This window comes from Pseudarthrobacter leeuwenhoeki (assembly GCF_055412885.1).
In genome coordinates this window covers 36,955-63,637 of the sequence record NZ_JBVAYY010000006.1, presented here as the reverse complement: position 1 = coordinate 63,637, position 26,683 = coordinate 36,955, and the positions used below count along the sequence as shown (strand labels likewise).

The following is a 26,683-nucleotide window of genomic DNA, read 5'->3' as shown; positions in this document are numbered from 1 at the left end:
GCCCGCCAGAACCCAAGAAGCACAACGACGGCGCCTCTCACCTTTCAGGTGGGGGCGCCGCCGTCGTCCGCCCGAACGAAAGGTCCCGCATGTCCCGCTCCGAAAAAGTCTCCTTCGAAGGTTCCACCGGCGAGATCCTCTCCGGCATCATCGATGTCCCTGAGGTGCCGGTGAAAGGCTGGGGCGTGTTCTCGCACGGCTTCACGCTGGGCAAGGACAGCCCCTCGGCCTCGCGGATGTGCAAGGCGCTGGCGGACAACGGGGTGGGCATGCTCCGCTTCGACAACCTTGGCCTCGGCGAATCCGCCGGCCTGTGGTCGGAGGGCTCCTTCAGCCACAAGGTGGCGGACACCGTGAAGGCCGCCGAGTTCATGCGTGGAACCGGCCGGCCGGTCTCGCTGCTCGTGGGCCACTCCTTTGGCGGCGCCGCCGTCCTGGCGGCCGCACGGTCGATCCCGGAGCTCGACGCCGTCGCCACCGTGGGCGCGCCGTTCTCACCCGGTCATGTGGCCCACGTCTTTGACGCCGCCCTGGACCGTATCCTCAGCGAGGGCAGCGCCGAGGTGGACCTGGGCGGCAAACGGGTGGAGATCCGCCGGCACTTCGTGGAGGACCTGGAGAACGCCGATCTGACGGACTGCATCCGGCGGCTCGGAAAGCCGCTGCTGGTGCTCCACTCCCCCACCGACAACACGGTCGGCATCGAGAACGCCAGCACCATTTTCCAGACCGCACGGCATCCACGCAGCTTCGTGTCGCTGGAGGGCAGCGATCACCTGTTGACGGCCAAGGGCCAGGCGGCCCGCGCCGCGGGGATTATTTCAGCCTGGGCCGACCAGTACCTCGACGCCACCGCGTAGCCACGGCCGGGCGGGGGCTCTCCGCGGACTCCACGGGAGTCTTGCCCGGCTGGACCCGGCGGGCGCCCCACCCGGTCTTTTTGCCGGATGGCGCCAGCCTGAGGTCCTGCTCCCGGATCGCCACCCACGAGGCGCAGACCAGGTAGACCTGGCTGACCAGGTTGAACCAGATCAGCAGGCCGATGATGATGGCGAAGGGCGCCAGGATGGGGTTCCTGCCCGCGCTGGCCAGCAGCTGGGTGCTGAAGATCTGCAGCACGGTGGTGCCCGCCGCCGCAAAGAGGGTCCCTTCCAGCAGTGAGCGCCGGGCCGGCTTGAGCCCCGCGGCCACCCGGAACATGATCACGGCGGTACCCCAGCCGAGCAGCAGCGGAACGAGGACCGTCACGGAGGTCGTGAGGGGCCAGGCCAGCACCGGATCGAGGTCCAGCTGCCCGGCCACCCAGTCCGCCGCCGTGCCAAACACCAGCGAGGCTGCGGCGCTGATCACCAGGGCCACCCCGAGCAGGAGCAGGGTGCCGACGTCGCGCAGGGTCAGCAGGACCGGATTCACGACGCGCGGGCCGAGCTGCATCATGCCCCGCACGCCATCGCGGACGCCGCGGATCCAGCCCAGGGACGTAAACACTGTCACCGCGGCGGCGATTACAGCGGCCCAGCCCAGGCTGGAGGGGTTCAGCAGCGCGTACGGATCAACCAGCCCCTCGCTGCCGTCGACCTGCAGGAGGCCTGGTGCGGTGATGGCCGCGCTCCTGATGATCTGGTCCAGCAGCGCGGGCTGTCCGCTCAGGAAGAGGCCGGCCAGAGAGAGCCCGGTGGCCAGCAGGCCCGTGATGGAGAAAAACATCCTGAACCCGATGCCGGCACTCATCAGCGGGCCGTGCTGGCGCCCGTAGTGCTGGAACACCCGCAGCGGCCGGAGTGTGTTGAGCCGGGCCAGCAGCCACGGCACCATCGCCAGCAGCGAGCCCATGCCCCCGCCGCCGGAGCGTCGGGCCTTGCCCCAGTCGACCCTTTTCCGGATGACTTCCAGTTTCAGCCCGGCCAGATCGGTGGGAAGGGGCGGCTCAGCGGGCGCCTGCGGCACCGCCCTCGCCTCGGTCGTTGTCAGGTTCGGTCCCAAAATCAAGCTCTTCCCGTAGCTGCCAAATGCCGTTGTCATCGTGCTCGTAAAGTCCCATGCTAGCCACCGGGAACGTGGCCCTGTAATCCTTGAGCGCCGATTCGGCCTCGTCCAGGCTTTCGGGTGCGACGTCGTGGGCGACGGTGACGTGCGGATGGTACGCAAACGGCAGTTCCCGCTCCAGCGGGCCGGCCTGCAGCTGCTGGTGCAGGCTGACGCAGTCCCCGAAGCCGCCCTCGACGTTGAGGAAGACCACGGGAGACACCGGCCGGAAGGATCCGGTCCCGGAGATCGTCACGTTGAACGGCTCCTGCCTGCTCGCAACGTTCCGCACATGGTTGTACGTCGCCTCCCAGTCCTGGGTCACGGTGGTGGTCACCAGCGTGATGTGGGCGGGGATAACACCCGCCATGGGGTCACCGAAGGACGCCCGCCAGCGCTGGAGCTCCTCGGCGATCTCCGTCGGGAACCCCAGGATCACTCCGATACTGATACCTTCGCTGCGCTGTCCGTTGCCCTCGGCGTCGTGGATCTCGTGAGCCGTGCTGCTGCCGGCACACGCCGTGGTGCGGGCCGTGGTGCGTGCCGGCTCGTTAGCGGTGACTTTGCTGACGGAGGACATTGCGCTAGCGGACTCCCTGGGTTCCGGCGTAGGGCAGGAACCCCACCTTGGAGTAAACGTCGCGCAGGGTGACCGAGGCGATCTCGCGGGCCTTGTCGGCGCCAAGCGCCAGCAGCCGGTCAAGCTCCGCGGGGTCATCCAGCAGGGCGTTGGCCCGCTCCCGGATGGGGGTCAGGCGCTCCGCCACGACCTCGGCGAGGTCGACCTTGAGGTGGCCATACATTTTGCCCTGATAGGCGGCGACGAGGGACTCCACACTCTGCCCGGTGATCGCGGAGTAGATGGTCAGGAGGTTGGAGACCCCGGGCTTGGCCTCGCGGTCGAAGCGGATCTCCGTCTCCGCGTCCGTCACCGCGGATTTGATCCGCTTGGCGATGACCTTGGGATCGTCCAGGAGGTTGATCAGCCCCGCCGGCGATTCCGCCGACTTGGACATCTTGGCGGTGGGATTCTGCAGATCATAGATTTTCGCCGATTCCTTCTGGATAAAAGGCGCCGGAACATTGAAGGTCTCACCGAAGCGGGAGTTGAACCGCTGGGCCAGGTCACGGCTGAGCTCCACGTGCTGGCGCTGGTCCTCCCCCACCGGCACACCGTGCGGCTGGTAGAGGAGAATGTCCGCGGCCTGCAGGACCGGGTAGGTGAACAGGCCAACGCTGGCCCGGTCCGAGCCGTGCCGTGAGGCCTTGTCCTTGAACTGGGTCATCCGTGAGGCCTCGCCGAAGCCGGTGATGCAGTTCAGGACCCAGGCCAGCTGGGCGTGCTCGGGCACCTGGGACTGGACAAAGAGGGTGCACTTGTCCACGTCCACGCCGCCGGCAATATATTGCGCGGCGGTGACCCGGGTGCGGTGGGCCAGTTCGGCCGGATCCTGCGGAACAGTGATCGCGTGCAGGTCCGGGATGAAGAAGATGGCGTCAAACTCATCCTGCATCCGGACCCAGTTCACCAGGGCGCCGAGGTAGTTGCCCAGATGCAGGGAGTCCGCCGAGGGCTGCATGCCCGAGAGGATGCGCTGCCGGACCCCCAGGGGGACAGCAGAGGTGGAGACGGCGGGAATGGCAGAGACAGAGACAGCGGCGGCAGTAGCAGTGGCGGTTTCGGCGGCAGCGTCGTTGACCGGGGTCACTGTGGAAGGAGAAGTCATGCGTGTGAGCCTTAAGACTAGAGCCGGTAGTCCACTACCAGCGGGGCGTGGTCGGAGAAGCGTGTGTCCCAGGACGGTGCCCGGTCAACAACGGCTGACACTGCGGCAGCAGCGAGAGCGGGCGTGGCCATGTGGTAATCAATGCGCCAGCCGGTGTCGTTGTCGAAGGCCTGTCCCCGTTGCGACCACCAGGTGTAGGGGCCGTCGACGTTACCCGCCAGGCCCCTGTGAACATCCTTCCAGCCGATATCCCCGCCAAAGAACCGGTCGAAGTACGCCCGCTCCGCCGGGAGGAAGCCGGCGCGTTTGACGTTGCCCTTCCAGTTCCTGATGTCCAGTTCCGTGTGCCCGACGTTGAGGTCGCCCACCACGAGGGCGTGGTCGCTGTGTTTGCCGAGCTCGGGAAGCCGGCGGAGCATCACGTCGAGGAAACGGAACTTGTCGTCCTGTTTCGGGGTGCCGGCCTCGCCGGAGTGCACGTAGGCGCTGACGACGGTCAGCTGCGAGGCTTCCCCCTCCGCGTTGCGGACCATGTAGTCGGCTTCGACCCAGCGGCCTGCGGTGGCGAAGTAGTCGTCCCCGATCCCCACCCGGGTCTGCAGGGGTTCGGTCCGGGAGGCGATGGCGACGCCGGCGCGGCCCTTGGCTTCGGCCTCCGCGTGCAGGATGTACCAGCCCGCCCCGAGCAGCTCGTGGACGATCGCGTCAGGCGCGCGGACTTCCTGCAGGCAGAGGATGTCCACTTCGCGGGGCTCAAGCCATTCCGCCATGCCCTTCTTGTACGCGGCACGAAGGCCATTGACGTTGACCGATGCGATGCGAAGGTTGTCCTTCTTCAATGCCGAACTCACCCGATCCACTCTAGTCGACAATGGTTCCGGCGACAGGTTCGTCAGTGCCGGAGGACTTGATCATGTCCCGGGCGTTGGTGGCCGTGATCTCGATGGTCTCAAGCGCCCGGTGGATCGTGTCCTGGTCCGAGGCTGCACCCTTCGCCCGCTCCTGCTCGACGACGCGGACCTGCACCTGGACAATCTTGAACGAGTGGTCGAGTTTCAGGTCCCGGACCTCGTTGGCTCCGCGGCGGACCGGCACGGGGCGCGTGCCGCCGTGGTCAACGCTGCCCGACGACGGCGCCCGGCCGGCGGCTGCGTTAAAGGCGTTCTGCGCTTCGGTGAGCCTGGCCCCGGCCTTCCTGGCTGCCTTCTGGATGCTGAAGACCACGAAGGATGCCAGAGCGAGCCAGAAGCCGGCGATGATCGCCACGATCCAGCCGACGACGTCGTTCTGGTTCGCAGCAAAGATGACCGCGACGACGAAGGCGATGATGAACACCATCATCCCGGGTCCGCTGATGCGGAACATGGAGAACTTGCCAGTGGCGGTGTTGTACGCGGACGGCTTGGAAGACTCGGAGTTGCCCAGAGATTGCATGAGCCCATTATCGCAAACCCTGGCATCGCCCCGGGTCACCTTCCACCCGGGGCGAACGGGAACCCGGGGACTCCCCGTGCGGTGGCCGCTATGGGAGCACGGAGCTTGAGGACAGTACGGAGCCTGAGGACAGTACGAGGCAGAACGGGTGGCCGCTGGGGTCGGTGTAGACGCGGAAGGTCTCCGTGCCGGCCTTCAGGCTGGTGGCGCCGAGCCGGCGCACCTCCGCCTCGGCGGCGTCGAGGTCTTCGACCAGCACGTCCACGTGCATCTGCTGCGGGTGGTCAGCGTCCGGCCACCGCGGCCGGACCAGCCGCTCCACGCGCTGGAAGGCCACGCCCGGGCGGTCGGCGGCGTCGCCGATCGAGATGAAGTCGTCGTCGTCCTGGACGCGGACCATGCCGAGGAGTTCCTCATAGAAGCCCGCCAGGGTATCCGTATCCTCGCAGTCGATGACGAGGGCCTGCCATTTGCCGACCATGGTTCTCCCTTTCCGAATCGTTACTTGAGGAACAGCCGGCGCAGCCGGCCGGTGGTGAGCAGCACGCCGCAGGCGATCATTCCGAGGTAGTAGCCGATGTGCACCGCCGTCGCCGGGGTGAAGATGCCCACGCTGATCTGCCGGAGCAATTCCACGCCGTGCCACAGCGGCATGGCCTGGATGAGCCACTGGATGGACTGCGGGTAGACGCTGAGCGGGTAGAAGGTGGCGCTGAACAGGAACATCGGCAGCATCACGAAGTTGATCCAGTCCATCTGCTGGAACGTCTTCATGAAACTGGTGATGCCCATGCCGAAACTCGCGAAGCCGAAGGCGATGAGCACCGCGGCCGGGATCATCAGGATGGCCCACGGCGTTGTGATCAGCCCCATCACCCCCATGACCGCGGTGAACCCCGTCGCGTACATCAGGCCCCGCAGCAGGGCCAGGAAAATCTCCCCCATGGCGACGTCGAGCGGGCCCAGGGACGTGTAGAGCATGCCCTGGTACAGCTTGGCGAAGTTCATCTTGAAGAACACGTTCCAGGTCGAGTCGTAGACCGCGCCGTTCATCGCGGACACGGCCAGCAGCGCCGGGGCGATGTAGGCGGCGTAGGAGATCTCCCCGCCGCCGGGCCCCTGGACCGGGCCGACAATGGCGCCCAGGCCGACACCCATCGCGATCAGGTACAGCACGGGCTCGAAGAAGCCGGAGAGCATCACCATCCAGTTGCTGCTCTTGGTGGCCATCAGCCCCCGGGCGACGACGGCGCGGACGTTGCGGGAGTACAGCGGCCCGAACTTCCGGTTGCGGGCGGCCTCGGTGGCGCTGTGGCTGGTGGTGACGGCGCTCATCCGGCCATCCTTTTGATGAACTGGCGTTTGGTCAGGACCCAGCCCACCACCGTGAGGACCAGCAGGAAGACGAAGTGTGCGATAGTCAGCAGCGGGGGCTCCTGGTAGCCGTAACTGAAGACCCGGCCCAGCTCGGTGCCGTGCCAGATCGGTGAGATCCAGCCGATCCAGCGCACGGTCAGCGGCAGGGTGTCCAGCGGGAAGAAGGTGCCGGAAAACAGGAACAATGGCATCACGATGAAGCGCATCACCATGGCGAACTGGCCCTTGTCCTCCCTGATCGAGGCGGCGTAGGCCATCAGCGGCAGCCCGAAGGACAGCCCGGCGAGGGTGGCGACCAGGATCGACACCCAGCCCCAGGGGCTTGGGGACGCCCCGAACAGTGCCACCACGCCGAAGTAGATGGCCGACTGCAGGCCGAAGCGCACCGTGACGGCGATGATCTGCCCGAGCGCGATCTGCTGGGGCGTCAGCGGCGAGGCGTGCGGGCCGTAGTAGACCCGGCGCCACTTGAAACCGTCCATCACCGGGAAGGTGAATTCGTTCGCGGCCGTCATAACGGCGGCCGAAATCAGCAGGGCCGGAGCGATGAACACGAGGTAGCTGACCCCGCCGAATGCCGCCGTGCTGTTGGTGTCCACGAGTGTGGCGAGGCCCACGCCCATCGCGAAGAGATAGGCGACCGGCTGCCCGACGCCGTACATCACGATGGTCCAGCCGTAGCCCTTCATCACGCGGAGAACCTGCTCGGCGTAGTAGAAGGCACCCCATTTTCGGGCCCGGGCCGCAGAGACAGCCGGCGAGTGGGCGCGCAGTGCTGCTGTCCGGGCGATTCCTGCCCCGGCCGCAGGGCCGGGCACGGCCGCGGCCGCCTTGCCGGGCAGTCCGGCTTTCCTAGTCAACGAGGCTCCTGCCGGTCAGGCGCAGGAAGACGTCCTCGAGCGAGGACCGGCGCACCAGCGAGGTCACCGGGCGCAGTCCGCGGGCGGACACCTCTTCGAGGGCGGCCTCGCCGTCGTGGGCGTAGATCAGGACGCGGTCCGGCAGGGTTTCCAGCCGTTCGCCGATGCCTTCGAGTTCGGCCCCGACGGTGGCGTTGCGTTCCGAGCCGAAGCGCAGCTCGAGGACCTCCCGGGTGGAGTACTCGCGGATCAGGCTGGCGGGTGAGCCCTCGGCCATAATTCTGCCCTTGTCCACCACGATCAGGCGGTCACAGAGCTGCTCGGCCTCGTCCATGTAGTGGGTGGTGAGGATCAGGGTGACGCCCTGCTCCTTGAGCCGGAACAGCCGGTCCCAGAGGATATGCCGGGCCTGCGGGTCCAGCCCGGTGGTGGGTTCGTCCAGGAGCAGGATCCGCGGTTCGTTGATGAGGGAGCGCGCGATCGTGAGGCGGCGCTTCATGCCGCCGGAGAGCGCGTCAACCTTGGATTTGGCCTTGTCCGTGAGCTGCGCGAACTCCAGCAGTTCGTCGGCCTTGGGCCTGAGGTAGCTCATGGGCAGCCCGAAGTAGCGCCCGTAGACCAGGAGGTTGTCGCGGACCTTGAGTTCCTCGTCGAGGTTGTCCTGCTGCGGGACGACGCCCAGGTGCGCGCGGACCTCCGGCCCGTTCTGGTCCGGGTCCAGGCCCATGATGCTCAGGCTCCCGGAGGTCCGCTGCGACACCCCGCCGATCATTTTCATGGTGGTGGACTTGCCGGCGCCGTTGGGGCCCAGCAGGCCAAAGGCCTCACCGGCGGGCACGGAGAAGGAGATACCGTCGACGGCGGTGACATCGCCGTAGCGCTTCGTCAGGTTCTCTGCAGTGATCACATACTGCGGCGGGCCGGTTTCGGCGGGGCTGCTCAATTGTGCGTCCTTTTGGGAGGCTTCCTTGGCTGTGGATTCTCTTGAGACTAGTTCAGGCACCCGAATCACGGTAGTGGATCCCGCCGAACTATGAAAGAGTCTTTTCGTAAAAAATCCGGGCGCCGGCCGTTCCGGAGTGTCCGGGGCTTAAACGGCCCGGGGCGCCACCTCCGGAGGGAGGGGCACCCCGGGCGCCGGGAGAGACTCAGGCGCGGGAGTGACTCAGGCGGTGCCGGAAGAGCCGGTCTCTGCCAGGTGGCGTTCGGCGGTTTCCACCACATTGGCCAGCAGCATGGCGCGGGTCATCGGGCCCACTCCGCCGGGGTTCGGGGAGAGCCAGGCGGCGACGCCGGCCGCTGCGGGGTCCACGTCACCGGTGACCACCGCTTTGCCCGAGCCGTCATCGACGCGGCTGACGCCGACGTCGAGCACGATGGCGCCCGGCTTGAGGTCCCCGGCCTTGATCATGTGCGGCTGGCCGGCCGCGGCGATCACGACGTCGGCCTGCCGGAGTTCGGCGGGCAGGTCCACCGTGCCGGTGTGGGCGAGGATGACCGTGGCGTTGACGTCCTTGCGGGTCAGCAGCAGCCCTACCGGGCGGCCGATCGTGACCCCGCGGCCCACCACCAGGACGCGCTTGCCGTTGAGGTTGATGCCGTGCCGGGTGAGCAGCTCCACGCAGCCCTTGGGGGTGCACGGCAGCGGGGATTTCATGGGCCCGCTGACGTTGGCCACGAGCCGGCCCAGGTTCATCGGGTGCAGGCCGTCAGCGTCCTTGTCGGGGTCCATGGCCTCCAGGATGACGTCCTGGTCGATGTGCGCCGGCAGCGGGAGCTGGACGATGTAGCCGGTGCATTCCGGGTTCTCGTTGAGCTCCCGGACCACAGCCAGCAACTCCTCCTGGGTGGTCTCCTCCGGCAGGTCGCGGCGGATGGACGTGATGCCCACCTCGGCGCAGTCCTTGTGCTTGCCGCCGACGTACCAGGTGCTGCCCGGGTCGGAGCCGACCAGGACGGTGCCCAGGCCCGGGATGATCCCGCGGGTCTTGAGCGCGGCCACGCGTCCGGTCAGTTCGGCCTTGATTGTCGCGGCGGTGGCCCTGCCGTCGAGGATCTTCGCGGTTTCAGCCGTTGGTGCAGTCTCTGCAGAAGTCATGGCCTACCACTGCTCGTGCTGCGGGTACAGCGGGAAGTCGGCGGCGAGCTTGTCCACGCGGGACTGGAGCGCCTCAAGGTCGGTGGCGGCACCGGCCTTCAGCGCGGTCGCGATGATCTCGGCGACCTCCGTGAATTCCTCGGCGCCGAAACCGCGGGTGGCCAGGGCCGGGGTGCCGATGCGCAGGCCGGAGGTGACCATCGGCGGGCGCGGGTCGAACGGCACGGCGTTGCGGTTGACCGTGATACCGACCGAGTGCAGGAGGTCTTCGGCCTGCTGGCCGTCGAGCTGGGAGTTGCGCAGGTCCACCAGGACCAGGTGCACATCGGTGCCGCCGGTCAGGACGGAGACGCCGGCGTCGGACACGTCGGACTGGTTGAGGCGGTCAGCGATGATCCGGGCCCCCTCGAGGACGCGCTCCTGGCGCTCCTTGAATTCTTCCGTGCCGGCGATCTTGAACGCGACGGCCTTGGCGGCGATCACGTGCATCAGCGGTCCGCCCTGCTGGCCCGGGAAGACGTTGGAGTTGATCTTCTTGGCCCACTCCTGCTTGGCCAGGATCACGCCGGAGCGGGGCCCTGCGAGGGTCTTGTGCACGGTGGAGGTGACGACGTCGGAGTGCGGGACCGGGCTCGGGTGCAGTCCGGCGGCCACGAGGCCGGCGAAGTGCGCCATGTCGGTCCAGAGCAGGGCGCCAACCTCGTCGGCGATCGAGCGGAAGGCAGCGAAGTCGAGGTGGCGCGGGTAGGCGGACCAGCCGGCGATGATCACCTTGGGTTTCTCGGCGATGGCCTGCGCACGGAGCTTGTCCATGTCGATGCGGAAGTTGTCTTCCTCGACCTGGTACGCGGCGACCTCATAGAGCTTGCCGGAGAAATTGAGCTTCATGCCGTGGGTCAGGTGGCCGCCGTGGGCCAGGGACAGGCCCAGGATCTTGTCCCCCGGGGTGATCATCGCGGACAGCGCCGCGGCGTTGGCCTGGGCGCCGGAGTGCGGCTGGACGTTGGCGTATTCGGCGCCGAAAAGCTCCTTGACCCGGTCGATCGCGAGCTGCTCGGCGATGTCGACGTACTCGCAGCCGCCGTAGTAGCGGCGGCCGGGGTAACCCTCGGCGTACTTGTTGGTCAGGACCGAGCCCTGGGCTTCCATCACAGCGCGGGGGGCGAAGTTCTCGGAGGCGATCATTTCCAGGGTGCCGCGCTGGCGGCCAAGCTCCTGGGCCAGGACTGCGGCGATTTCGGGGTCAAGGTCGGCCAGCGGCTGGTTGCTCACGGCGGCTGAAGAAAGGCTAAGGGAGGTGGTCACGGGGAACTCCTGGCTAGGCACGGGCACTGCTAAAGGTCAGGTTACCGGCTGGCCCGCGGCGGCGCCTCCAGATTACGGCCCCGGTGAACGGGGACGCAGCAAGGGGCCGGCACCCACAGTAGGGTGCCGATGCGGGCCGGCAGCGGGGTGCTGCCTACCGGAAAAACATGACCCTCGGCCCAGGCGTACGATCCGTGGTCTTCGTGAGTGCCGCTCCCTGGTGGTTAGCCACCCAACGCCAGTTGCGACCCTTCCAGACTACCCCAGACCGGCGGCCCGGACCCAGCCCCCCGTTGACCGCGGGTAGGCTTGTCTTTCGTGACTGACGACCAGCTGACTGCTTCCTATATCCTGACCCTCTCCTGCCCGGACCGCCCCGGCATCGTGCACGCCGTCGCGGGCGCCCTGCTCGTCGCGGGCTGCAATATTACGGACTCGCAGCAGTACGGCAGCCAGAGCACCGGCACTTTTTTTATGCGCGTCGAGGCCACGACGGCGGCCTCCCAGCCGGAGCTTCAGGCCACCCTGGAGCCCGTGGCCCAGGCCTTCGGCATGCAGTGGAGCCTCAACCACGCCGGCCGGAAGGTCCGCACCCTGTTGATGGCCAGCACGTCAGCGCACTGCCTCAATGACCTGCTGTTCCTGCAGCGCTCCGGCACCCTGCCCATCGAGATCCCGGCCATCGTGTCCAACCACACGGACCTCGCGGGCCTGGCCGAGTTCTACGGCATCCCCTTCCACCACATCCCGGTCACCCCGGACACCAAGGTCCAGGCCGAGGATCAGCTGCGGGCGCTGATGGCCGAGCATGACATCGAGCTCACGGTCCTTGCCCGCTACATGCAGATCATCTCCGATGACCTGTGCCGGCAGCTGACGGGCAAGGCCATCAACATCCACCATTCCTTCCTGCCGTCCTTCAAGGGCGCCAAGCCATACCACCAGGCGCACGCCCGGGGCGTGAAGCTCATTGGCGCCACCGCGCACTACGTGACGGCGGCCCTGGACGAGGGGCCGATCATCGAACAGGAAGTCATCCGGGTGGACCACCGCCGCACGGCCGAGCAGTTCGTCCAGCTGGGCCGCGACGTGGAGGGCCGCACGCTGGCCAGGGCCGTGCAGTGGCATGCCGAGCACCGGGTCCTGCTCGACGGGAACCGGACGGTTGTTTTCAACTGAGCCCGGTTGTTTTCAGCTGACCGCAGACATTGAATAGGGGTATGGCACTTTCCCCGGAAGACCCGCTGACCGATTTCGTGGCCCTGCTCAAGGCGGAGGGCCGCAGGGGTGTCCTGGGCCTGGACTGTGGCCAGGGCACGGACGGGCTGCGTTTTGTCCAGGCCGGCATCCACTTCACCGGCGTCGACCCGTCCGAGGAGAACATCCACGCGGCGCGGGCCCGGGGCCTGGAAGCCTCGGTCGCGGCGGCCGGCTCCCTGCCCTTTGCCGACTCGGTGTTCCCGTCGGTGTGGGCGGTGGAGGCCCTCTCGGGGCTGCCCCCGGAGGCATGGGACGACGTCGTCCGGGAACTGGGGCGGGTGGCCGCGCCCGGCGCGCCGATCGCCGTCGTCCTCCCCGAACAGGCCCCTCCCACACCCGACCTCTCCATACAGGGAGCGGGCTTCACGGTGCTCCGCTCCCCCGCCTGAAAACACCCGTTGCGCTATCACTTCCCGCCGTTCCCAGCGCTCAGAGTGACTCCAACTGACAGCTCAACGGCGGTGCGCGGGCTCAGTGGCGGGGCACGCTGCGCAGATAGCCGCCCAGGAACCCTCCGACGATCAGCACAACGCCGCCCAGCCGGGCCAGCCGCACGCCCAGTCCGTGGCGTCCGCGCGACCGTGCCGCCCACGAGGCCAGGAAGATCAGCGTCGCTGTGCCGTTCACCGCAGCGTGGACGACGCCGACGCGCCGGGTGGCGCGGCCCGCCCGGGCCCATTCGGCCCAGCCGCTGATTCCGGTGGGACCGGCCGCGACGACGCCGAGGCCCACCAGCCGGGCGGCTGCCCGCCGGGTTCCCTCGTCCGGAAAAAGGTCCAGGAAAATCGCCATGAACCAGGCCCCGAAAGGCACGTCGGTGGCGATCACGTGCGGCGGGATGCCGGTGGCGTCGCCCCGGAAAAAGCGGCGCAGCCGGGGGTTGGCCACCAACTTGCCCGCGAGCGGCTCCGCCACCCGGACGGCCGGGTCGAGGCGGTCCGACTCCTCGAGCCGCCGCATCATTCGTCGGAACATCCCGCTTTCAGTCACCACGGACCACCTCCCGGAAAGAGCCGTTGATGGCCCCGATCATACTCAGCCCCCGCCCCCATTCAACCCCCGTTGACCTATCACTTGTGGTTGCTCTCAGCCCTGAGAACCACCACAAGTGATAGCGCAACGGGCTGGGGGTGTGTCCTAGGCTGGAGGCATGGCTCCCATTTACGCTTTCGCCGGGGACACCCCGGCCGTCCACGAATCCGCCTTCATCGCACCGAGCGCCTCGGTGATCGGCAAGGCAACGCTCGCCGAGAACTCCAGCGCCTTCTACGGCGTCTCCGTCCGGGCTGACACCGCCGCGATCACCGTGGGCGCCGGCAGCAACCTGCAGGACAACGTGGTGCTGCACGCCGACCCGGACTTCCCCTGCACGGTCGGCGCCCGGGTCAGCGTCGGCCACAGTGCCGTTGTGCACGGCTGCACGGTCGAGGACGACTGTCTGATCGGCATGAGCGCCACCATCCTCAACGGCGCCGTGATCGGCGCCGGCTCGCTTGTGGCCGCGGGCGCCGTCGTGCTCGAAGGCACCGTGGTCCCGCCCCGCTCGCTGGTCGCCGGGGTGCCGGCCAAGGTCCGCCGCGCACTCACCGACGAGGAGTTCGCGGGCGTGCAGCAGAACGCGGCGCACTACCAGGAACTGGCCCGGGCGCACCGCGAACTGCACGGCTGAGCACGCTGGGAAACTCAGTCCAGCGAGATCGGGCCCAGTTCGTCCAGCAGATCGCCCGGGCCCGGGTTCCCGGCGGCCGATGACCCGCCCAGGTGGTTCACGACGCCCCAGACCGCGTTCAGTCCGGTGGTCACCGCACCCTCGGCCCACCCTGCGGTGAACGACACGTCGTCGCCGGCCAGGAAGATCCCGCGCTGCCCCGCCGGGAGCGTGTCCTGCTTGAAGTGGCTGAAGAGGCGCTGCTGGTAGCGATAGTGCCCCGGCAGGTTGGCTTTGAAGGCCCCCATGAAGTTGGGGTCCGCTTCCCACGAGACGGTGATGGGCTGGCCCACGATGTGGCTGGCGATGTCCACGCCCGGATAGATCTGCTCGAGCGAGTGCAGCATGAGCTCGACCCGCTGGTCTGCATCCAGGGCCAACCATTTCAGTGCGTCATCGTTCCAGGTGTAGGAGAGCAGGATCACCGCGGGCTTCTCGGGCCCGTTGTCCAGCAGGTAGGTGGCACGGTTCAGCCGGTCTGTCAGCGTCATGGACATGACCTCGTGCCCCGTCGCCGGATCGATGTCCTTCCAGAAGGGCCGGTCGACCATCACAAAGGTCTTGGAGGACTGCATGTAGTGCGAGCGTTCGATCGCAGTCCACAGTCCTGCCGGAAACAAGGTTTCCTCGGTGTGGATCCGCGTCGACAACAGCCAGGACTGGCAGGTGGTGATGACGGCCGGATAGGCGGCCTCGCGGCCCCACCGTTCCCGGATGCGGAAGTCGCCGCCGGCGTCCCGAGCGATCCTGTCCACGGCGCCCCGCGGGGCACCGGCGTGCAGCGATGCCAGCGATGTTCCCTCCGGCCAGTGGACCATGCCCGACGGCGCGTGCTGCCAGAGCGCCTCCGGGAGCCGTTGCGCACCGCCGGCAATGAGCCGGTGCGCGTCGTCTGCGTCGGTGTAGACAACGCGCAGGATCTCGAGGATGGAGTTGGGGAAGTCCGTGTCCCAGCCACCCGTGCCGAAGCCCACCTGGCCGAACGCCTCGCGGTGGGCGAACCCGGCCTGCTTGAACGAGTCGCTGCCGGCGATGAAACCGTAGAAGGTCTGTTCATCCAACAGGGGCAGCAGCGCGTTCCACAGCTCCTTGATCCGGGCGGTGTCCCGGGCGCGGATGGCGTCCTGCATCTCGGCGAACTTGGCGCCGTCGTTGACGGCGGCCTTCCAGGCCTCCGCGACTTCCCGGAAGAACGGCGGAAGGTCCGCCGGGGTGCGGGCGTAGTGCTTCTGCCCGGCGAGCTCGATCACAGTGCTGGACGTCGCCGCCGCCAGCGGGTTGGGGAACTCCTGGGTTTCCAGTCCGAGCAGCTCGACGTAGTGGTAGAAGGCCTTGCCCGACACCGGGAAGCGCATCCCGCCGAGGTCGGCGACGACGCCGGCGGCGGAGGGGAAGCTCGCGGTCCGCAGCCGGCCGCCGATCTGGTCCGCCTCGTAGAGGACCGGGCGCAGGCCCAGTTTCATCAGCTCGTAGGCCGCCACCAGCCCGGAAAGCCCGGCTCCGACGACGGCGACTTCGGTTCCGTGAAGCCCGGCCGGGATGGCGCCCAGGCCGTCCGGATGGGCCAGGTAGTGGTCGTAGCTGAACGGGAAGTCGGGATTCAGCATGGTGATGGGGGCCTGGCCGCCCGCGCCGGGCGTTGTTGGCCGGGGGGCCGGGAGTTCTGTGGCGGTCGTCATGAGTGGTGTGCTTTCATCGGTTCGGGCGTGGTCATGGTGGCGGAGGGGGCTGCGCCGGATAGTTCACGGTATTCCTCGTGGCTGAGCGCCGCTACCCGGGAGTGCCGCCGGCCGTAGCCGAAGTAGACGGCCACGCCCACCAGCATCCACAGTCCAAAGACCACCCAGGTGTCGGCGCCCAGGTTGAGCATGAGGTAGCCGCACATGGCGGCGCCGAGGATGGGGGTCAGCGGAAACAGCGGGACGCGGAAGCTGCGCGGAAGTTCGGGCCGGTGGCGCCGCAGGTAGATGACGGCGACGTTGACCAGCGCGAAGGCGAAGAGGGTGCCGATGCTGGTGGCGTCCGCCAGTGCTCCGAGCGGGATGAGGCCCGCGGTGAGGGCCACGGCAGAGCCCACCATCAGGGTCCCGGCAACGGGGGTGCCGGTACGGGGCGAGACACGGCCGAAAATTTTGGGGACCATGCCGTCCCGTGCCATCGAGAGCAGGATGCGGGTCTGGCCGTAGAGGACCGTCAGCACGATGCTGGCGATGGCCAGCACGGCCCCGACGGCGAACAGCAGCGCAATCCAGGGCTGCCCGGTCGTCTCTTCCAGGATCTTCACGAGGGCCGCCTCGGTGCCGTCGAACCAGCCCCAGGGCCGCGCGCCGATCGCTGCGACCGCGACCAGCACGTAGATGGTGGTGACGATCACCATGGAGAGCAGGATGGCCCGGGGCAGGTCGCGCTTCGGGTTGCGGGCCTCCTCGCCGGCCGTGGAGGCTGCGTCGAACCCGATGTAGGAGAAGAACACCCGGGAGGCCGCGGCGGAGACGCCGGCGGCGCCCATCGGCATCAGCGGTTCGAAGTGTGCTGCGGTGAAAGCGGTGAAGGCCACGGCGCAGAAGAACAGCAGGATGCCCACCTTGACCACCACAATGGCGGTGTTGATCCAGGCGCTTTCCTTGGCGCCGCGGACCAGCAGGGCCGTGGCCAGGACCACAATCACGATCGCCGGCGCGTTGAGTATTCCGCCGGCTCCGGGCGGCTGCGAGATGGCGTCCGGCAGCGCCAGGCCGAAAACGGCGAGGGCTTCGTTGACGTATTGGCCGGCCCCGACCGCGACGGCGGCAACGGAGACGGCGTATTCCAGCACCAGGCACCAGCCGCAGATCCAGGCCATGCCTTCGCCCATGGTCGCGTACGTGTAGGAGTAGCTCGATCCTGCCGCCGGCACCATCCCGGCCATTTCGGCGTACGAGATCGCAGAGAGCAGCGCGGCGATTCCGGCGATCGCGAAGGCGATCCAGATTGCCGGACCCGCCAGCGGCACGGATTCGCCCAGGATCACCAGGATGCCGGTGCCGAGGGTGGCGCCGACGCTGATCATCGTCAGCTGCAGCACACCGAAGCTGCGGACCAGCCGAGTACCGCCGTGGCCGGTGTTGGCTTCGCTGACGAGCTGTCCGATCGGCTTGCGGCGAAGCAGCTGCGCGGTCAGTCCTGGACGGCCCGTGGTGGCCGGTGGCCGTTCTCCAATAAGAGTTGGCGCAGTCATCGTTGACGTCCCTATCTTCAGTAGTGGTCTTTTCCCCGGCGTCCAGCCTAGGCTTGTGAGCCAGCTCTCACGGTTGTGCAAAATGACCTATAGTCTTCAACCATGAGACTTAATGCACCGCAGCCCCCGGCCCCGGCCCCCTGTTGCAGCCGTGGCTGCTGACGACGCCGAGCGGCTGGGTTTCGTCACCCTGGCGCAGTTCCTGCGCCAGCTGCCGCCGGAGCTGTTGGTGCTTCACAACGGCGGCAACGGGGCGGAGCGGGTGCGCTGGGTGGAGCCGAGCGAGCTGGAGGATCCCACCCCGTACCTGCTCGACGGCGAGTTCCTGCTCACCGCCGGCCTCCCGTTCCTGGGCGGGGGCGGCGGGGAGGATCTCGTGGACGCCTATGTCCAGCGGCTGGTCGGAGCGCGCGTCTCTGCCCTGGGCGTCGGCCTGGAACCGTACTTCGACGCGGTGCCTGACGCTGTGGTGCGGGCCTGCCGACGGCACAACCTGACCCTCGTGGCCGTCCCGAAGACCGTTCCCTTCGCGGCCATCGGCCTGGAATTCTCGCAACTGCTGGAATCGGAGAACGCCACGACGTTCCGGCAGCTCGCGGACACGAACCGGCAGCTCATGCGGGCAGTGCTGTCGGCACGGCCGGAACACGAACTCCTGGCCGCCCTCGTGCAGCGGGTTCCGGTCTGGGCGGTCTTCGTGGGCGCCGACGGGCGGGTGCGTGCCCGCGGAACCGCGGGCGCAGCGGGAGCCGCGGCCATGCCGGGCGTGGACGCGGCAACGCTGCAGCCGCTCCTGGCGAGGCTGCTCTCCGGAAGCGGCCCGCGCGTGGAGCTGGACTCGTTCGGCACGGCAGGTTCGGCGCTGGTCTTCGGGTATCCCCTGCGCAGCACCCGGGACGCCAACCTGGGCGCCCTGGTCGTGGGCGCCGACGCCCCGCTGACCCCGGCCCAGAACAGCGTTGTCTCCACCGCCGTCGGGTTGCTGGAACTGCTGGTGCGCCAGCGCACCAGCGGATCGCTGGCCCCCAGCCAGCTGGCGACCGCGCTGCTGCTGCATCCGGACAGCCTGGTCTCGGGAGGCACCCGCCACCTCAACGGACTCAAGGACCTGCTGGCGCAGAGCGTCGCCTCCACCCGGTCCGGGCAGCTGCGCGTGGTCCTGGGCATTCGCCCGGAGGAGGCCGGGACGCCCGCCGCCCCGGACCGTGCCGGCCACTCCCGCGACAGTCCCGTGCGGGAGCTTCTGGAGTGGCGCCGGATGTTTGACACCAAGCTGGTGGAGACCACCGACTACGGCTTTGCCGCGATCACCCGGCTGAAGGTCGACGACGCCCTGCTGGCTGGTGTGGAACGGCTGGGCTGGCGGCTGGTGATCGGGAGCGCCAGCGAGCTCTCCGGACTGGCGGCGGCCTACCGGCGGGCCTGGTCCCTTCGCGGCCGCGTCAGGACCACGGGACGCAGTGTCCGGGTTGATGAGGTGACGTGGTCCGTGGCCGGGCTGCTCGGCAAGGAGGCGGGCGCCATGCTGGCTGCCCGCCTCCTGGCTCCCGTGCTGGCGCTGGCCCCGGAGCGGCGGGACGCCCTGCTCGGCATCCTCAGCGCCTGGCTCGGCGAGAACGGCAGCTGGGATGCCACGGCCAAAACCACCGGCCTGCACCGCAACAGCGTCCGCCGGCAGATCGGAATGCTCGCGGAGCTGCTGGAGCTGGATCTCAACCGGGCGCAGTCCCGGGCGGAGCTCTGGATTGCCCTGCAGTACACGGACCAGCTGCCCGGGATGCCGGCGGCCACGGCCGCGGCGGATTCCAGTACCGGTCAGCTGCCCCAGGAGCGGTAGATCTCCGGCCGGCGATCATCCAGGTACGCTACTTCGTGCCCAGCCTCGTCCGGCACCGGCACCGGCTCGGGCAGCTCGGCGAACAGCAGTTCGGCCCCGGTTCCGGCCGCGGCCAGGAGCCGTCCGTCCGGGGCCGCAATGACGCTGCCGCCCAGGAAGTCGCAGCCGTCCTCGGTCCCGGAGTGGTTGGCGTAGGCCACGGTCAGGTGGTTCTCCAGTGCCCGCGCCCTGATCAGCACCTGCGGTACGGCGTCGAATCCCGCCGCGAGGGCCGTCGGTACCAGCAGCAGTTCAGCGCCGCGCACCGCCGCGGCGCGGACGGCCTCCGGAAACTCCACGTCGTAGCAGATCACCAGTGAGGTCCTGACCCCGTGGAAGTCCACGACGCCGGGGCTGGCCGCGGCGGGGACAAATGCCTGGCGCTCCTCCGGCCCGAAGAGGTGGACCTTGGCGTAGCTGAGGAGCTCGTGGCCGTTCTTGTCGACGAGGGTGGCCGTGATCTGCCACTCCCCCGCTGCGGTGACGGCGGGGAGGCTGTAGACCAGCGCAATGCCGTTCCTGCGGGCCACGTCTGCCAGGGCTCGCCGGAGGGAGGGCAGCACCGCCGGGTCAAGCTCCGCCCGCACCCGCAGCGGCGCATACCCCACCGGGAAAAGCTCCGGGGTGAGGAGCAGCCGGGCGCCGGCCGCGGCAGCCTTGCCGGCGGCGGCATCCACCGCAGCGCAATTGGCGTCAACGTCCAGCACGGTGGCGTTCTCCTGCATCAGGGCCAGTAGCACCATTACCACCTCAGCATCCTTAGGGTCCGCCCTGGCGGCGGACTCTCGCTCCTCCAGCCTAGCGACGCGGCAGCATCGCCGTCCCGGTGCATTTCCACCCGGCGTCGGCGGAAGCAGGGCGCTATGCCCCGCCGGCCCCGGCGGATGCCCCGAAAGATATGGCCCCCGGGCCGCGCACCCGCCATGCCGGCCGACTTCCAGACCGATCATGCGTTAACTTCTTGACTACAACGCGCGGATGGGGCACCCTTCATTGCATGCCCTCATCAACGCGCTCAACGAGGAGCCGAACCAAAAACCCGGGATCACAATCCGCACTCCGGCATCTGAACCAACAGCGGATCATTGAATGCCTTCTCGCCGGACCGTCCACGCAGGCGGAACTGGCACGGCAGACCGGCCTCTCCACCGCCACAGTCTCGAACATCGTCAAGATCATGCAGGACTCCGGGCTGGCCTCCACCGAACCAATCACCAGCTCCGGCCGGCGGGCCCTGAACGTCCGGCTCAACAGCAACGGGGCCGTCGCCGTCGGCATCGACTTCGGCCGCCGGCACCTGCGTGTCGTCCTCGCCTCCCTGAGCTACCACGTCATCGCCGAGGATTCGATCCTGCTCCCCCTGGGCCACCACGCCGAGGAGGGCATCAGTGCCGCCGTCGGACTGCTGGACCGGCTCCTGGCCAGCAGCGGCGTGGAACGCAGCGCGGTCGTGGGCGCCGGCGTTGGCATCCCGGGGCCCATCGACCGCCGCACGGGAACGGTGGCGCAAGGCGCCATCCTGCCCGAATGGGTGGGCATCAACATCCTGCAACGCCTCGAGGAGGCACTGGATCTCCCGGTTTTCCTCGACAACGACGCCAACCTCGGCGCCCTGTCGGAGGTGACCTGGGGGCCCCACACCGGCATCAACAACCTGATGTTCCTGAAGATCGGCTCCGGCATCGGCGCGGGGCTGATCCTGAACGGGATGCCCTACTACGGCAACGTGGGTATCACCGGCGAAATCGGCCACGCGACCATCCATGAGCACGGGCTGGTCTGCCGCTGCGGCAACCGCGGCTGCCTGGAAACCATCGCCTCGACCACCACCATGATCGAGCTCCTGGGCCGCGGCGAGGACAAGCCGCTCACCCCGGAGGACATCGTCCGCAAGGCCCTCGCCCGGGACCCTGCGACCCTGCGCGTCGTGGACGATGCCGGACTCGCCGTCGGCCGCGCCCTGGGCAATGTGGCCAACCTGATCAACCCCGAAGTGATTGTGGTGGGCGGCCCCCTGGCAGGACTCGGCGGGCTGCTGCTGGACCCGATCCGGCGGGGCCTGGTCCGGCACGCCGTCCCGGTCATCGGCGAGACGACGACGCTCACGATGTCCTCCCTGGGGGACCGTGCCGAAGCCCTGGGCGCGACCGCTTTGGTCTTCCAGCACGCCGGAATCCAACGCGGCTGAGCTTTCGTTACCGGGCCGTTGCGTTAAAGACTTGACGACAAGGCCTGTGATCCAGTTTACTTTTTCATCAGACGACCCTGCGGTTTGCGGGGGCGGACAACGAAGTCATGCATTGGAGGCGTAAGGGCAGATGGCGTCCCTCAACACGCACAGCGATCCGGTAATTCTCGAGATGCGCTCCATCACCAAAGAGTTCCCCGGGGTTAAAGCCTTGTCCGAGGTGAACCTGCGGGTAAAGGCCGGCGAAATCCACGCGATCTGCGGCGAGAACGGCGCCGGAAAGTCCACTCTCATGAAGGTGCTCTCCGGGGTTTACCCCTTTGGCAGCTACGACGGCGACATCGTCTACCAGAGCGAAGTCCAGCAGTTCAAGGACATCCGGGCCAGCGAGCACGCCGGCATCGTGATCATCCACCAGGAGCTGGCACTGATCCCCGAGCTGTCCATCATGGAGAACATCTTCCTGGGCAACGAACCCACCAAGCACGGGGTGATCGACTGGGCCGAGGCCCGGGTCCGCTCCACCGAGCTGCTGGCACGGGTCGGGCTCCGCGAGGAACCGGAGACCCCGATCAAGGAAATCGGCGTCGGCAAGCAGCAGCTCGTCGAAATCGCCAAGGCCCTGAACAAGTCGGTGAAACTGCTTATCCTCGACGAGCCCACGGCCGCCCTCAACGAATCCGACTCCCAGCACCTGCTGGACCTTATGCTCGGCCTTAAGGGCCGCGGCATCACGTCCATCATCATTTCCCACAAGCTGAACGAGATCGAGCAGATCGCGGACTCCATCACCATCATCCGCGACGGCAAATCGATCGAGACGCTGAACGTCAAGGCCGACGGCGTCGACGAGGACCGCATCATCAAGGGCATGGTGGGCCGGACCCTGGAATCCCGCTTCCCGGACCACGAGCCGAAGATCGGCGAGGTTTTCTTCGAGGTCAAGAACTGGAACGTGGGCCACCCGCAGGTCCAGGACCGCATGGTCTGCAAGAACTCCAACTTCTTCGTCCGCCAGGGCGAAATCGTCGGCTTCGCCGGGCTGATGGGCGCCGGGCGCACCGAGCTCGCCCGCTCCGTCTTCGGCCGGTCCTACGGCCGGTTCCTCTCCGGACAGATCTACCTGCACGGCAAGGAGATCGAACTTAAGAGCGTCAAGCAGGCCATCGACGCCGGGCTGGGCTACGTCACCGAGGACCGCAAGTCCCTGGGGCTGAACCTGCTGGATGACATCAAAGCCACCACCGTCTCGGCGAACCTGCGCAAGGTCAGCAAACACAACGTGATTGACGCCAACAAGGTCTTCACCGTCGCCGAGCAGTACCGTAAGTCCCTGCGCACCAAGGCCCCGTCGGTGGAGGAGGGCGTGGCCAAACTCTCCGGCGGCAACCAACAAAAGGTGGTGCTCGCGAAGTGGATGTTCACCGACCCTGAGCTGCTGATCCTGGACGAGCCCACCCGCGGGATCGACGTCGGTGCCAAGTATGAGATCTACGGCATCATCCAGCAGCTGGCCAACCAGGGGAAGGGCGTCATCGTGATTTCCTCGGAGCTGCCCGAACTGCTGGGCCTCTCGGACCGCATCTACACCATCTTTGAAGGCGCCATTACCGGCGTGCTCAACAAGGACGAAGCCAGCCAGGAAACCCTCATGAAACTCATGACTTCGGCCCGCAAGACTGCCTGACCGCTGTGGCCAACTGCTCCGAACACTGATGGAAACAAGGACTGAAACAATGAACGCGCTCAAGAAGCTCTTTGGCGGCAACACCCGCCAATTCGGCATGATCTTCGCCTTGGTGGCCCTGATCATCTTCTTCCAGGTTGCAACCAATGGCCGGACCCTCACCCCGGGCAACGTCATCAACCTTTTCAACGGCAACTCCTACATCCTGATCCTTGCCATTGGCATGGTCCTGGTGATCATTGCCGGCCACATCGACCTCTCCGTGGGCTCGGTTGCGGCGTTCGTGGGCGTCTGCGTGGCCCTCTTCATCCGGGACTGGGGCATCCCCTGGTACCTCGGAATCCTGATGGGGCTGCTGCTGGGCGTGCTGATCGGCGCCTGGCAGGGGTTCTGGGTCGCCTATGTCGGCATCCCGGCGTTCATCGTCACGCTGGCCGGCATGCTGATCTTCCGCGGCGCGAACCAGTACGTCGGCAAGTCCAACACCATCCCCGTGCCCGCCGACTTCCAGAAGATCGGCTCCGGCTACCTGCCCGAGATCGGGCCGGACACCGGCTACAACAACCTCACCCTGCTGCTGGGCCTGCTCGCCGTCGCCTTCGTGGTCTTCAGCGAGATCCGCTCCCGCCGCAACGCCAAAGCCCTCGGCGCCGAGGTGCCGGAAGCCTGGGTCAGCATCGTCAAGCTGGTCCTGATCTGCGGCGCCATCCTCTACGCGACGTACCTGTTCGCCACCGGCCGGCCGGGGACGTCCTTCCCGATCCCGGGCCTGATCCTGGCAGCGCTCGTGATCATCTACGGATTCATCTCCTCCAAGACCGTCATCGGCCGCCACGTCTACGCGGTCGGCGGCAACCGGCACGCCGCCGAGCTCTCCGGCGTGCAGTCCAAGAAGGTCAACTTCCTGGTAATGATGAACATGTCCGTCCTGGCCGGCCTCGCCGGCATGATCTTCGTCGGCCGTTCCACCGCGTCGGGCCCGTTCGACGGCGTTGGCTGGGAACTGGACGCCATCGCGGCCGTGTTCATCGGCGGCGCCGCGGTGACCGGCGGCGTCGGCACCGTGATCGGCTCGATCGTCGGTGGCCTGGTGATGGCCGTGCTGAACAACGGCCTGCAGCTGCTCGGCGTCGGCGCCGACCTGACCCAGATCATCAAGGGCCTCGTGCTCCTGATTGCCGTCGCCTTCGATGTCTACAACAAGTCCCAGGGCAAGAAATCCATCATCGGCCTGATGTTCAAGAACTTCGGCCGCAGCAGCGAGCTGAAACCCGACGAGACCACCTCCACCAAAGAAGTCATCTCCAGGGGCGCCTGATTCGGTCCCTGATCCGTTCCCCCGCGCTCATTTCACCGAGATTCCACACACCATCTAAAGAAAGTGAACCCAGCAATGCGACTGATTGGTAAAGCAGGAAAGGCAGCAGCAATAGCTGCTATCGCGGCACTGGCGCTGACAGCCTGCGGCCGCACCGACACCGGGACCTCCGGCGGTTCCACCACCGGCGGGGAAGCGTTCCCGAAAGACTCCCTGATCGGCGTCGCGCTCCCCCAGAAGACGTCCGAAAACTGGGTCCAGGCGGAGACGCTTTTCAATGACGGCCTCAGGGCTGCCGGATTCCAGCCGGACGTGCAGTTCGCCAATGGCGGCGTTTCGGAACAGCAGAACCAGATCAGCGCCATGATCACCAAGGGCGCCAAGGTCATCATCGTCGGTGCCATCGACGGTGCGCAGCTGGGTACCCAACTCCAGCAGGCCAAGGAATCCGGCGCCACGGTCATCGCGTATGACCGTCTGCTCCTGAACACCGCCAACGTGGACTACTACGTGGCCTACGACAACTTCAAGGTCGGTGAACTCCAGGGCCAGGCGCTGCTGGAGGGAATGAAGGCCAAGAAGCCGGACGGCCCGTACAACATCGAGCTCTTCGCCGGTTCCCCGGATGACGCCAACGCGAGGGTCTTCTTCGACGGCGCCATGAGCGTCCTGAAGCCGAAGATGGACGACGGCACCCTCAAGGTGCTGTCCGGCCAGACGACCTTTGAGCAGGCCGTCACCCAGGGCTGGAAGGCAGAGAACGCCCAGCGCCGCATGGACACCCTGCTCGCCGGGACCTACGGCACTGCCACACTCGACGGTGTGCTGTCCCCGAATGACACGCTGGCCCGCGCGATCATCACCTCGGTCAAGGCTGCCGGCAAGCCGATTCCGGTCGTCACCGGCCAGGACTCCGAAGTTCAGTCCGTGAAGTCCATCATGGCCGGGGAGCAGTACTCCACGATCAACAAGGACACCAGCAAGCTCGTGGAGCACGCAATCACCATGGTCAAGGATCTCCAGGCCGGCAAGACGCCTGAGATCAACGATGACGAGTCCTACAACAACACGGTGAAGGTAGTTCCGTCGTACCTGCTGGTGCCGGTCATCGTGACGCAGGAGAACGTCTACACGGCCTACGTCAACGATCCGGTGCTCGGACCGATCACCAAGCAGTAATTCATTTCACCGCATCTCAAGAGCCCCGGCTCCGCCTCCCGGCGGGCCGGGGCTTTTTTGCCGCCCCGCGTCGCGCGCAGCCCTTCACAGCGGATCCATAGCCCCGGACGGCGATCCGCACAGCGGCCCGGGTGAGAGGATGACTCCATGACCGCCCACATCGCCACACCCTGGCTGTTCAGCCAGGCGGACCCCGATCCCCGCACAGCCACCGGCGCCCGGCTCCGCTGGGGCGTCATCGCCACGGGAGGCATCGCGGCGTCCGTGACCCGCGACCTGGAACTCCTCGCCGACGCCGAGCTCTACGCGGTCAGTTCGCGCACCCAGGCGGCAGCGGATGCCTTCGCCGCGGATTTCGGCTTCGCCCGGGCGTACGGGGACCTCAGCGGGCAAACCGGCTATGAACGGCTGCTCGCCAATGACGACGTCGACATCGTGTACGTCGCCACGCCGCACGCCCACCACCACGAAATCGCGCTGGCGGCCCTGAACGCCGGTAAGCACGTGCTGTGCGAGAAGGCGTTCACCGTCAACGCGCGGGAGGCCTCTGAGCTGGTCTCGCTGGCACGGGCCAAGGGCCTGTTCCTGATGGAGGCCATGTGGAGCCGCTTCCTGCCGAGCATGCAGCGGGCCTTCGAGATCGCCGCATCCGGCGAGATCGGCGAGGTCAAGTGGGTAGGAGCGGATTTGGGCTTCCCGGCGCCGTATTCTCCGGCCTCACGCCTTTGGGCCCCGAAGGATGGCGGCGGCGCCCTGCTGGACCTCACGGTGTACCCGTTGCTCTGGGCTTTGGGCACCCTGGGCTTCCCGCAGACCGTCAGCGCCACCGGCTGGCTGAACGAGGACGGTGTGGACGCACAGAACGCGCTGACCCTCGGCTACCACCATGGCGCCCAGGCGCAGCTGACCTCATCCCTGCTGGCGCACGGCCCCCGGACGGCCACCGTGGCCGGCACCCAGGGATTCCTGCAGGCCATCGGATCGATCAACAACCCCAAGGAGCTCCTGGTACGGGGTGGCTTCGACGAGACCCGCAGCGAGTCATTCGACGTCGTGGGCCGAGGCTACAGCTATGAACTGCGCGAGGTGACCCGCTGCATCCAGCACGGACTCAGCGAGAGCCCGGTGATGCCGCTTGAGGACTCACTGAACACCATGCGCCTGTTCGACGGGGTGCGCGCCCAGCTGGGTGTGAGTTACCCGAATGACGCGCGGTGACGGGCGCTTCCGCCGCCTGAATCCGCATCAGTTTGCCGCGCGCTCTGGACTCTCCCCCGCGCTTGGACTTACCCTGTAGGGAACCGTCGACCTATCCGGGAAATGGGGTGTGCGAGTGGACCCAGCAACAGTCCCACTACGCCCGCGCCGTCCACTCCGGACGGTGATCCTGGGCGGCGCCGCCGGACTCGCTTGGCTGGTGCTCT

Annotated in this window: 25 protein-coding genes and 1 riboswitch; of the genes, 10 read left to right on the top strand and 15 right to left on the bottom strand. The window is 67.4% G+C overall.

The genetic code is table 11. The features are described 5' to 3' along the window. The first annotated feature begins 89 nt into the window (after positions 1 to 89). The gene (locus ACZYX4_RS06615; RefSeq protein WP_463874660.1) at positions 90 to 860 is read left to right on the top strand and encodes an alpha/beta hydrolase family protein; all 771 of its coding nucleotides are present in this window, start codon (positions 90 to 92) and stop codon (positions 858 to 860) included. On the opposite strand, the gene ACZYX4_RS06610 is transcribed toward ACZYX4_RS06615, so the two are convergent. From ACZYX4_RS06610 to glyA, 11 genes are all read right to left on the bottom strand, one after another. Next, positions 817 to 1,833, bottom strand: coding sequence for a YihY/virulence factor BrkB family protein (locus ACZYX4_RS06610; protein ID WP_463874821.1), 1,017 nt, complete (start codon positions 1,831 to 1,833; stop codon positions 817 to 819). The two genes, ACZYX4_RS06615 and ACZYX4_RS06610, sit on opposite strands and share 44 nt — an antisense overlap. A 94-nt stretch (positions 1,834 to 1,927) precedes the next feature. Further along, positions 1,928 to 2,605, bottom strand: coding sequence for a 2'-5' RNA ligase family protein (locus ACZYX4_RS06605; RefSeq protein ID WP_463874659.1), 678 nt, complete (start codon positions 2,603 to 2,605; stop codon positions 1,928 to 1,930). 4 nt (positions 2,606 to 2,609) lie between these two features. Then, positions 2,610 to 3,752, bottom strand: a complete 1,143-nt coding sequence (gene trpS / locus ACZYX4_RS06600) for a tryptophan--tRNA ligase (RefSeq protein ID WP_463874658.1) — start codon at positions 3,750 to 3,752, stop codon at positions 2,610 to 2,612. A 17-nt stretch (positions 3,753 to 3,769) separates the two neighbouring features. Further along, the gene (locus ACZYX4_RS06595) at positions 3,770 to 4,603 is read right to left on the bottom strand and encodes an exodeoxyribonuclease III (RefSeq protein WP_463874656.1); all 834 of its coding nucleotides are present in this window, start codon (positions 4,601 to 4,603) and stop codon (positions 3,770 to 3,772) included. Positions 4,604 to 4,613: 10 nt separating this feature from the next. Further along, positions 4,614 to 5,186, bottom strand: a complete 573-nt coding sequence (locus ACZYX4_RS06590) for a hypothetical protein (protein ID WP_463874655.1) — start codon at positions 5,184 to 5,186, stop codon at positions 4,614 to 4,616. A gap of 88 nt (positions 5,187 to 5,274) precedes the next feature. Beyond that, on the bottom strand, positions 5,275 to 5,667 hold the full coding sequence (locus ACZYX4_RS06585) for a VOC family protein (RefSeq protein WP_463874653.1): 393 nt from the start codon (positions 5,665 to 5,667) through the stop codon (positions 5,275 to 5,277). Between the two features lie 20 nt (positions 5,668 to 5,687). Continuing rightward, positions 5,688 to 6,521, bottom strand: coding sequence for an ABC transporter permease (locus tag ACZYX4_RS06580; protein ID WP_463874652.1), 834 nt, complete (start codon positions 6,519 to 6,521; stop codon positions 5,688 to 5,690). Next, positions 6,518 to 7,381: an ABC transporter permease gene (locus ACZYX4_RS06575; protein WP_463874820.1), complete on the bottom strand. Its 864-nt coding sequence runs from the start codon at positions 7,379 to 7,381 to the stop codon at positions 6,518 to 6,520. The genes ACZYX4_RS06580 and ACZYX4_RS06575 overlap by 4 nt, the downstream gene beginning before the upstream one ends. A 34-nt stretch (positions 7,382 to 7,415) precedes the next feature. Further along, positions 7,416 to 8,366, bottom strand: a complete 951-nt coding sequence (locus tag ACZYX4_RS06570; protein ID WP_463874651.1) for an ABC transporter ATP-binding protein — start codon at positions 8,364 to 8,366, stop codon at positions 7,416 to 7,418. A gap of 222 nt (positions 8,367 to 8,588) precedes the next feature. Further along, positions 8,589 to 9,521, bottom strand: coding sequence for a bifunctional methylenetetrahydrofolate dehydrogenase/methenyltetrahydrofolate cyclohydrolase (locus tag ACZYX4_RS06565; RefSeq protein ID WP_463874648.1), 933 nt, complete (start codon positions 9,519 to 9,521; stop codon positions 8,589 to 8,591). Positions 9,522 to 9,524: 3 nt separating this feature from the next. Continuing rightward, on the bottom strand, positions 9,525 to 10,826 hold the full coding sequence (glyA, locus tag ACZYX4_RS06560; RefSeq protein WP_463874647.1) for a serine hydroxymethyltransferase: 1,302 nt from the start codon (positions 10,824 to 10,826) through the stop codon (positions 9,525 to 9,527). 170 nt (positions 10,827 to 10,996) lie between these two features. Next, positions 10,997 to 11,082, bottom strand: a riboswitch (ZMP/ZTP riboswitch). A 62-nt stretch (positions 11,083 to 11,144) separates the two neighbouring features. Here glyA and purU point away from each other — a divergent pair. Next, a complete protein-coding gene (gene purU, locus ACZYX4_RS06555) occupies positions 11,145 to 12,005 on the top strand; it encodes a formyltetrahydrofolate deformylase (protein WP_463874645.1) in 861 nt (286 codons plus the stop codon). 41 nt (positions 12,006 to 12,046) lie between these two features. Further along, on the top strand, positions 12,047 to 12,475 hold the full coding sequence (locus ACZYX4_RS06550; protein ID WP_463874643.1) for a class I SAM-dependent methyltransferase: 429 nt from the start codon (positions 12,047 to 12,049) through the stop codon (positions 12,473 to 12,475). Positions 12,476 to 12,557: 82 nt separating this feature from the next. Here the strand turns inward: ACZYX4_RS06550 and ACZYX4_RS06545 are convergent, their stop codons facing one another. Beyond that, positions 12,558 to 13,076, bottom strand: coding sequence for a DUF2231 domain-containing protein (locus ACZYX4_RS06545; RefSeq protein WP_463874641.1), 519 nt, complete (start codon positions 13,074 to 13,076; stop codon positions 12,558 to 12,560). A 160-nt stretch (positions 13,077 to 13,236) separates the two neighbouring features. Here ACZYX4_RS06545 and ACZYX4_RS06540 point away from each other — a divergent pair, with 160 nt between their 5' ends. Then, positions 13,237 to 13,755: a gamma carbonic anhydrase family protein gene (locus ACZYX4_RS06540; RefSeq protein WP_463874639.1), complete on the top strand. Its 519-nt coding sequence runs from the start codon at positions 13,237 to 13,239 to the stop codon at positions 13,753 to 13,755. 14 nt (positions 13,756 to 13,769) lie between these two features. Here the strand turns inward: ACZYX4_RS06540 and ACZYX4_RS06535 are convergent, their stop codons facing one another. Then, positions 13,770 to 15,473 (bottom strand): flavin monoamine oxidase family protein, encoded by a 1,704-nt coding sequence (locus tag ACZYX4_RS06535; RefSeq protein ID WP_463874637.1) that lies wholly within the window; start codon positions 15,471 to 15,473, stop codon positions 13,770 to 13,772. Continuing rightward, positions 15,470 to 17,011, bottom strand: a complete 1,542-nt coding sequence (locus ACZYX4_RS06530; protein WP_463874635.1) for an amino acid permease — start codon at positions 17,009 to 17,011, stop codon at positions 15,470 to 15,472. Before ACZYX4_RS06530 ends, ACZYX4_RS06535 begins: the two co-directional genes overlap by 4 nt. 112 nt (positions 17,012 to 17,123) lie before the next feature. Between ACZYX4_RS06530 and ACZYX4_RS06525 the strand changes: the two genes are divergently transcribed. Beyond that, a complete protein-coding gene (locus ACZYX4_RS06525; RefSeq protein ID WP_463874633.1) occupies positions 17,124 to 18,848 on the top strand; it encodes a PucR family transcriptional regulator in 1,725 nt (574 codons plus the stop codon). Here the strand turns inward: ACZYX4_RS06525 and ACZYX4_RS06520 are convergent. Next, the gene (locus ACZYX4_RS06520; protein ID WP_463874632.1) at positions 18,827 to 19,630 is read right to left on the bottom strand and encodes a nitrilase-related carbon-nitrogen hydrolase; all 804 of its coding nucleotides are present in this window, start codon (positions 19,628 to 19,630) and stop codon (positions 18,827 to 18,829) included. The genes ACZYX4_RS06525 and ACZYX4_RS06520 overlap by 22 nt on opposite strands. A 254-nt stretch (positions 19,631 to 19,884) precedes the next feature. On the opposite strand from ACZYX4_RS06520, the gene ACZYX4_RS06515 reads away from it, so the two are divergent. The 5 genes from ACZYX4_RS06515 (at position 19,885) to ACZYX4_RS06495 (ending at position 26,477) form a co-directional block, all read left to right on the top strand. Beyond that, positions 19,885 to 21,075: an ROK family transcriptional regulator gene (locus tag ACZYX4_RS06515; protein WP_463874630.1), complete on the top strand. Its 1,191-nt coding sequence runs from the start codon at positions 19,885 to 19,887 to the stop codon at positions 21,073 to 21,075. A 130-nt stretch (positions 21,076 to 21,205) separates the two neighbouring features. Continuing rightward, a complete protein-coding gene (gene mmsA, locus ACZYX4_RS06510; protein WP_463874629.1) occupies positions 21,206 to 22,762 on the top strand; it encodes a multiple monosaccharide ABC transporter ATP-binding protein in 1,557 nt (518 codons plus the stop codon). Positions 22,763 to 22,811: 49 nt separating this feature from the next. Then, the gene (gene mmsB, locus ACZYX4_RS06505; protein WP_463874628.1) at positions 22,812 to 24,080 is read left to right on the top strand and encodes a multiple monosaccharide ABC transporter permease; all 1,269 of its coding nucleotides are present in this window, start codon (positions 22,812 to 22,814) and stop codon (positions 24,078 to 24,080) included. Positions 24,081 to 24,155: 75 nt separating this feature from the next. Then, positions 24,156 to 25,259 carry a substrate-binding domain-containing protein gene (locus tag ACZYX4_RS06500; RefSeq protein ID WP_463874626.1) on the top strand — a complete coding sequence of 368 codons (1,104 nt, stop codon included), beginning with the start codon at positions 24,156 to 24,158 and terminating at the stop codon, positions 25,257 to 25,259. Positions 25,260 to 25,406: 147 nt separating this feature from the next. Next, complete coding sequence (locus ACZYX4_RS06495) at positions 25,407 to 26,477, top strand: Gfo/Idh/MocA family protein (RefSeq protein ID WP_463874625.1); 1,071 nt, start codon at positions 25,407 to 25,409, stop codon at positions 26,475 to 26,477. The last annotated feature ends 206 nt before the right edge of the window (positions 26,478 to 26,683 follow it).

Bases quoted from the DNA above. Each gene is read 5' to 3' on its own strand.
- ACZYX4_RS06615 (WP_463874660.1), top strand. From the start codon at position 90: ATGTCCCGCTCCGAAAAAGTCTCCTTCGAAGGTTCCACCGGCGAGATC.
- ACZYX4_RS06610 (WP_463874821.1), bottom strand. From the start codon at position 1,833: ATGGGCTCGCTGCTGGCGATGGTGCCGTGGCTGCTGGCCCGGCTCAAC.
- ACZYX4_RS06605 (WP_463874659.1), bottom strand. From the start codon at position 2,605: ATGTCCTCCGTCAGCAAAGTCACCGCTAACGAGCCGGCACGCACCACG.
- trpS (WP_463874658.1), bottom strand. From the start codon at position 3,752: ATGACTTCTCCTTCCACAGTGACCCCGGTCAACGACGCTGCCGCCGAA.
- ACZYX4_RS06590 (WP_463874655.1), bottom strand. From the start codon at position 5,186: ATGCAATCTCTGGGCAACTCCGAGTCTTCCAAGCCGTCCGCGTACAAC.
- ACZYX4_RS06585 (WP_463874653.1), bottom strand. From the start codon at position 5,667: ATGGTCGGCAAATGGCAGGCCCTCGTCATCGACTGCGAGGATACGGAT.
- ACZYX4_RS06580 (WP_463874652.1), bottom strand. From the start codon at position 6,521: ATGAGCGCCGTCACCACCAGCCACAGCGCCACCGAGGCCGCCCGCAAC.
- ACZYX4_RS06565 (WP_463874648.1), bottom strand. From the start codon at position 9,521: ATGACTTCTGCAGAGACTGCACCAACGGCTGAAACCGCGAAGATCCTC.
- ACZYX4_RS06550 (WP_463874643.1), top strand. From the start codon at position 12,047: ATGGCACTTTCCCCGGAAGACCCGCTGACCGATTTCGTGGCCCTGCTC.
- ACZYX4_RS06540 (WP_463874639.1), top strand. From the start codon at position 13,237: ATGGCTCCCATTTACGCTTTCGCCGGGGACACCCCGGCCGTCCACGAA.
- ACZYX4_RS06535 (WP_463874637.1), bottom strand. From the start codon at position 15,473: ATGACGACCGCCACAGAACTCCCGGCCCCCCGGCCAACAACGCCCGGC.
- ACZYX4_RS06530 (WP_463874635.1), bottom strand. From the start codon at position 17,011: ATGACTGCGCCAACTCTTATTGGAGAACGGCCACCGGCCACCACGGGC.
- ACZYX4_RS06525 (WP_463874633.1), top strand. From the start codon at position 17,124: ATGCACCGCAGCCCCCGGCCCCGGCCCCCTGTTGCAGCCGTGGCTGCT.
- ACZYX4_RS06520 (WP_463874632.1), bottom strand. From the start codon at position 19,630: ATGGTGCTACTGGCCCTGATGCAGGAGAACGCCACCGTGCTGGACGTT.
- ACZYX4_RS06515 (WP_463874630.1), top strand. From the start codon at position 19,885: ATGCCCTCATCAACGCGCTCAACGAGGAGCCGAACCAAAAACCCGGGA.
- mmsA (WP_463874629.1), top strand. From the start codon at position 21,206: ATGGCGTCCCTCAACACGCACAGCGATCCGGTAATTCTCGAGATGCGC.
- mmsB (WP_463874628.1), top strand. From the start codon at position 22,812: ATGAACGCGCTCAAGAAGCTCTTTGGCGGCAACACCCGCCAATTCGGC.
- ACZYX4_RS06500 (WP_463874626.1), top strand. From the start codon at position 24,156: ATGCGACTGATTGGTAAAGCAGGAAAGGCAGCAGCAATAGCTGCTATC.
- ACZYX4_RS06495 (WP_463874625.1), top strand. From the start codon at position 25,407: ATGACCGCCCACATCGCCACACCCTGGCTGTTCAGCCAGGCGGACCCC.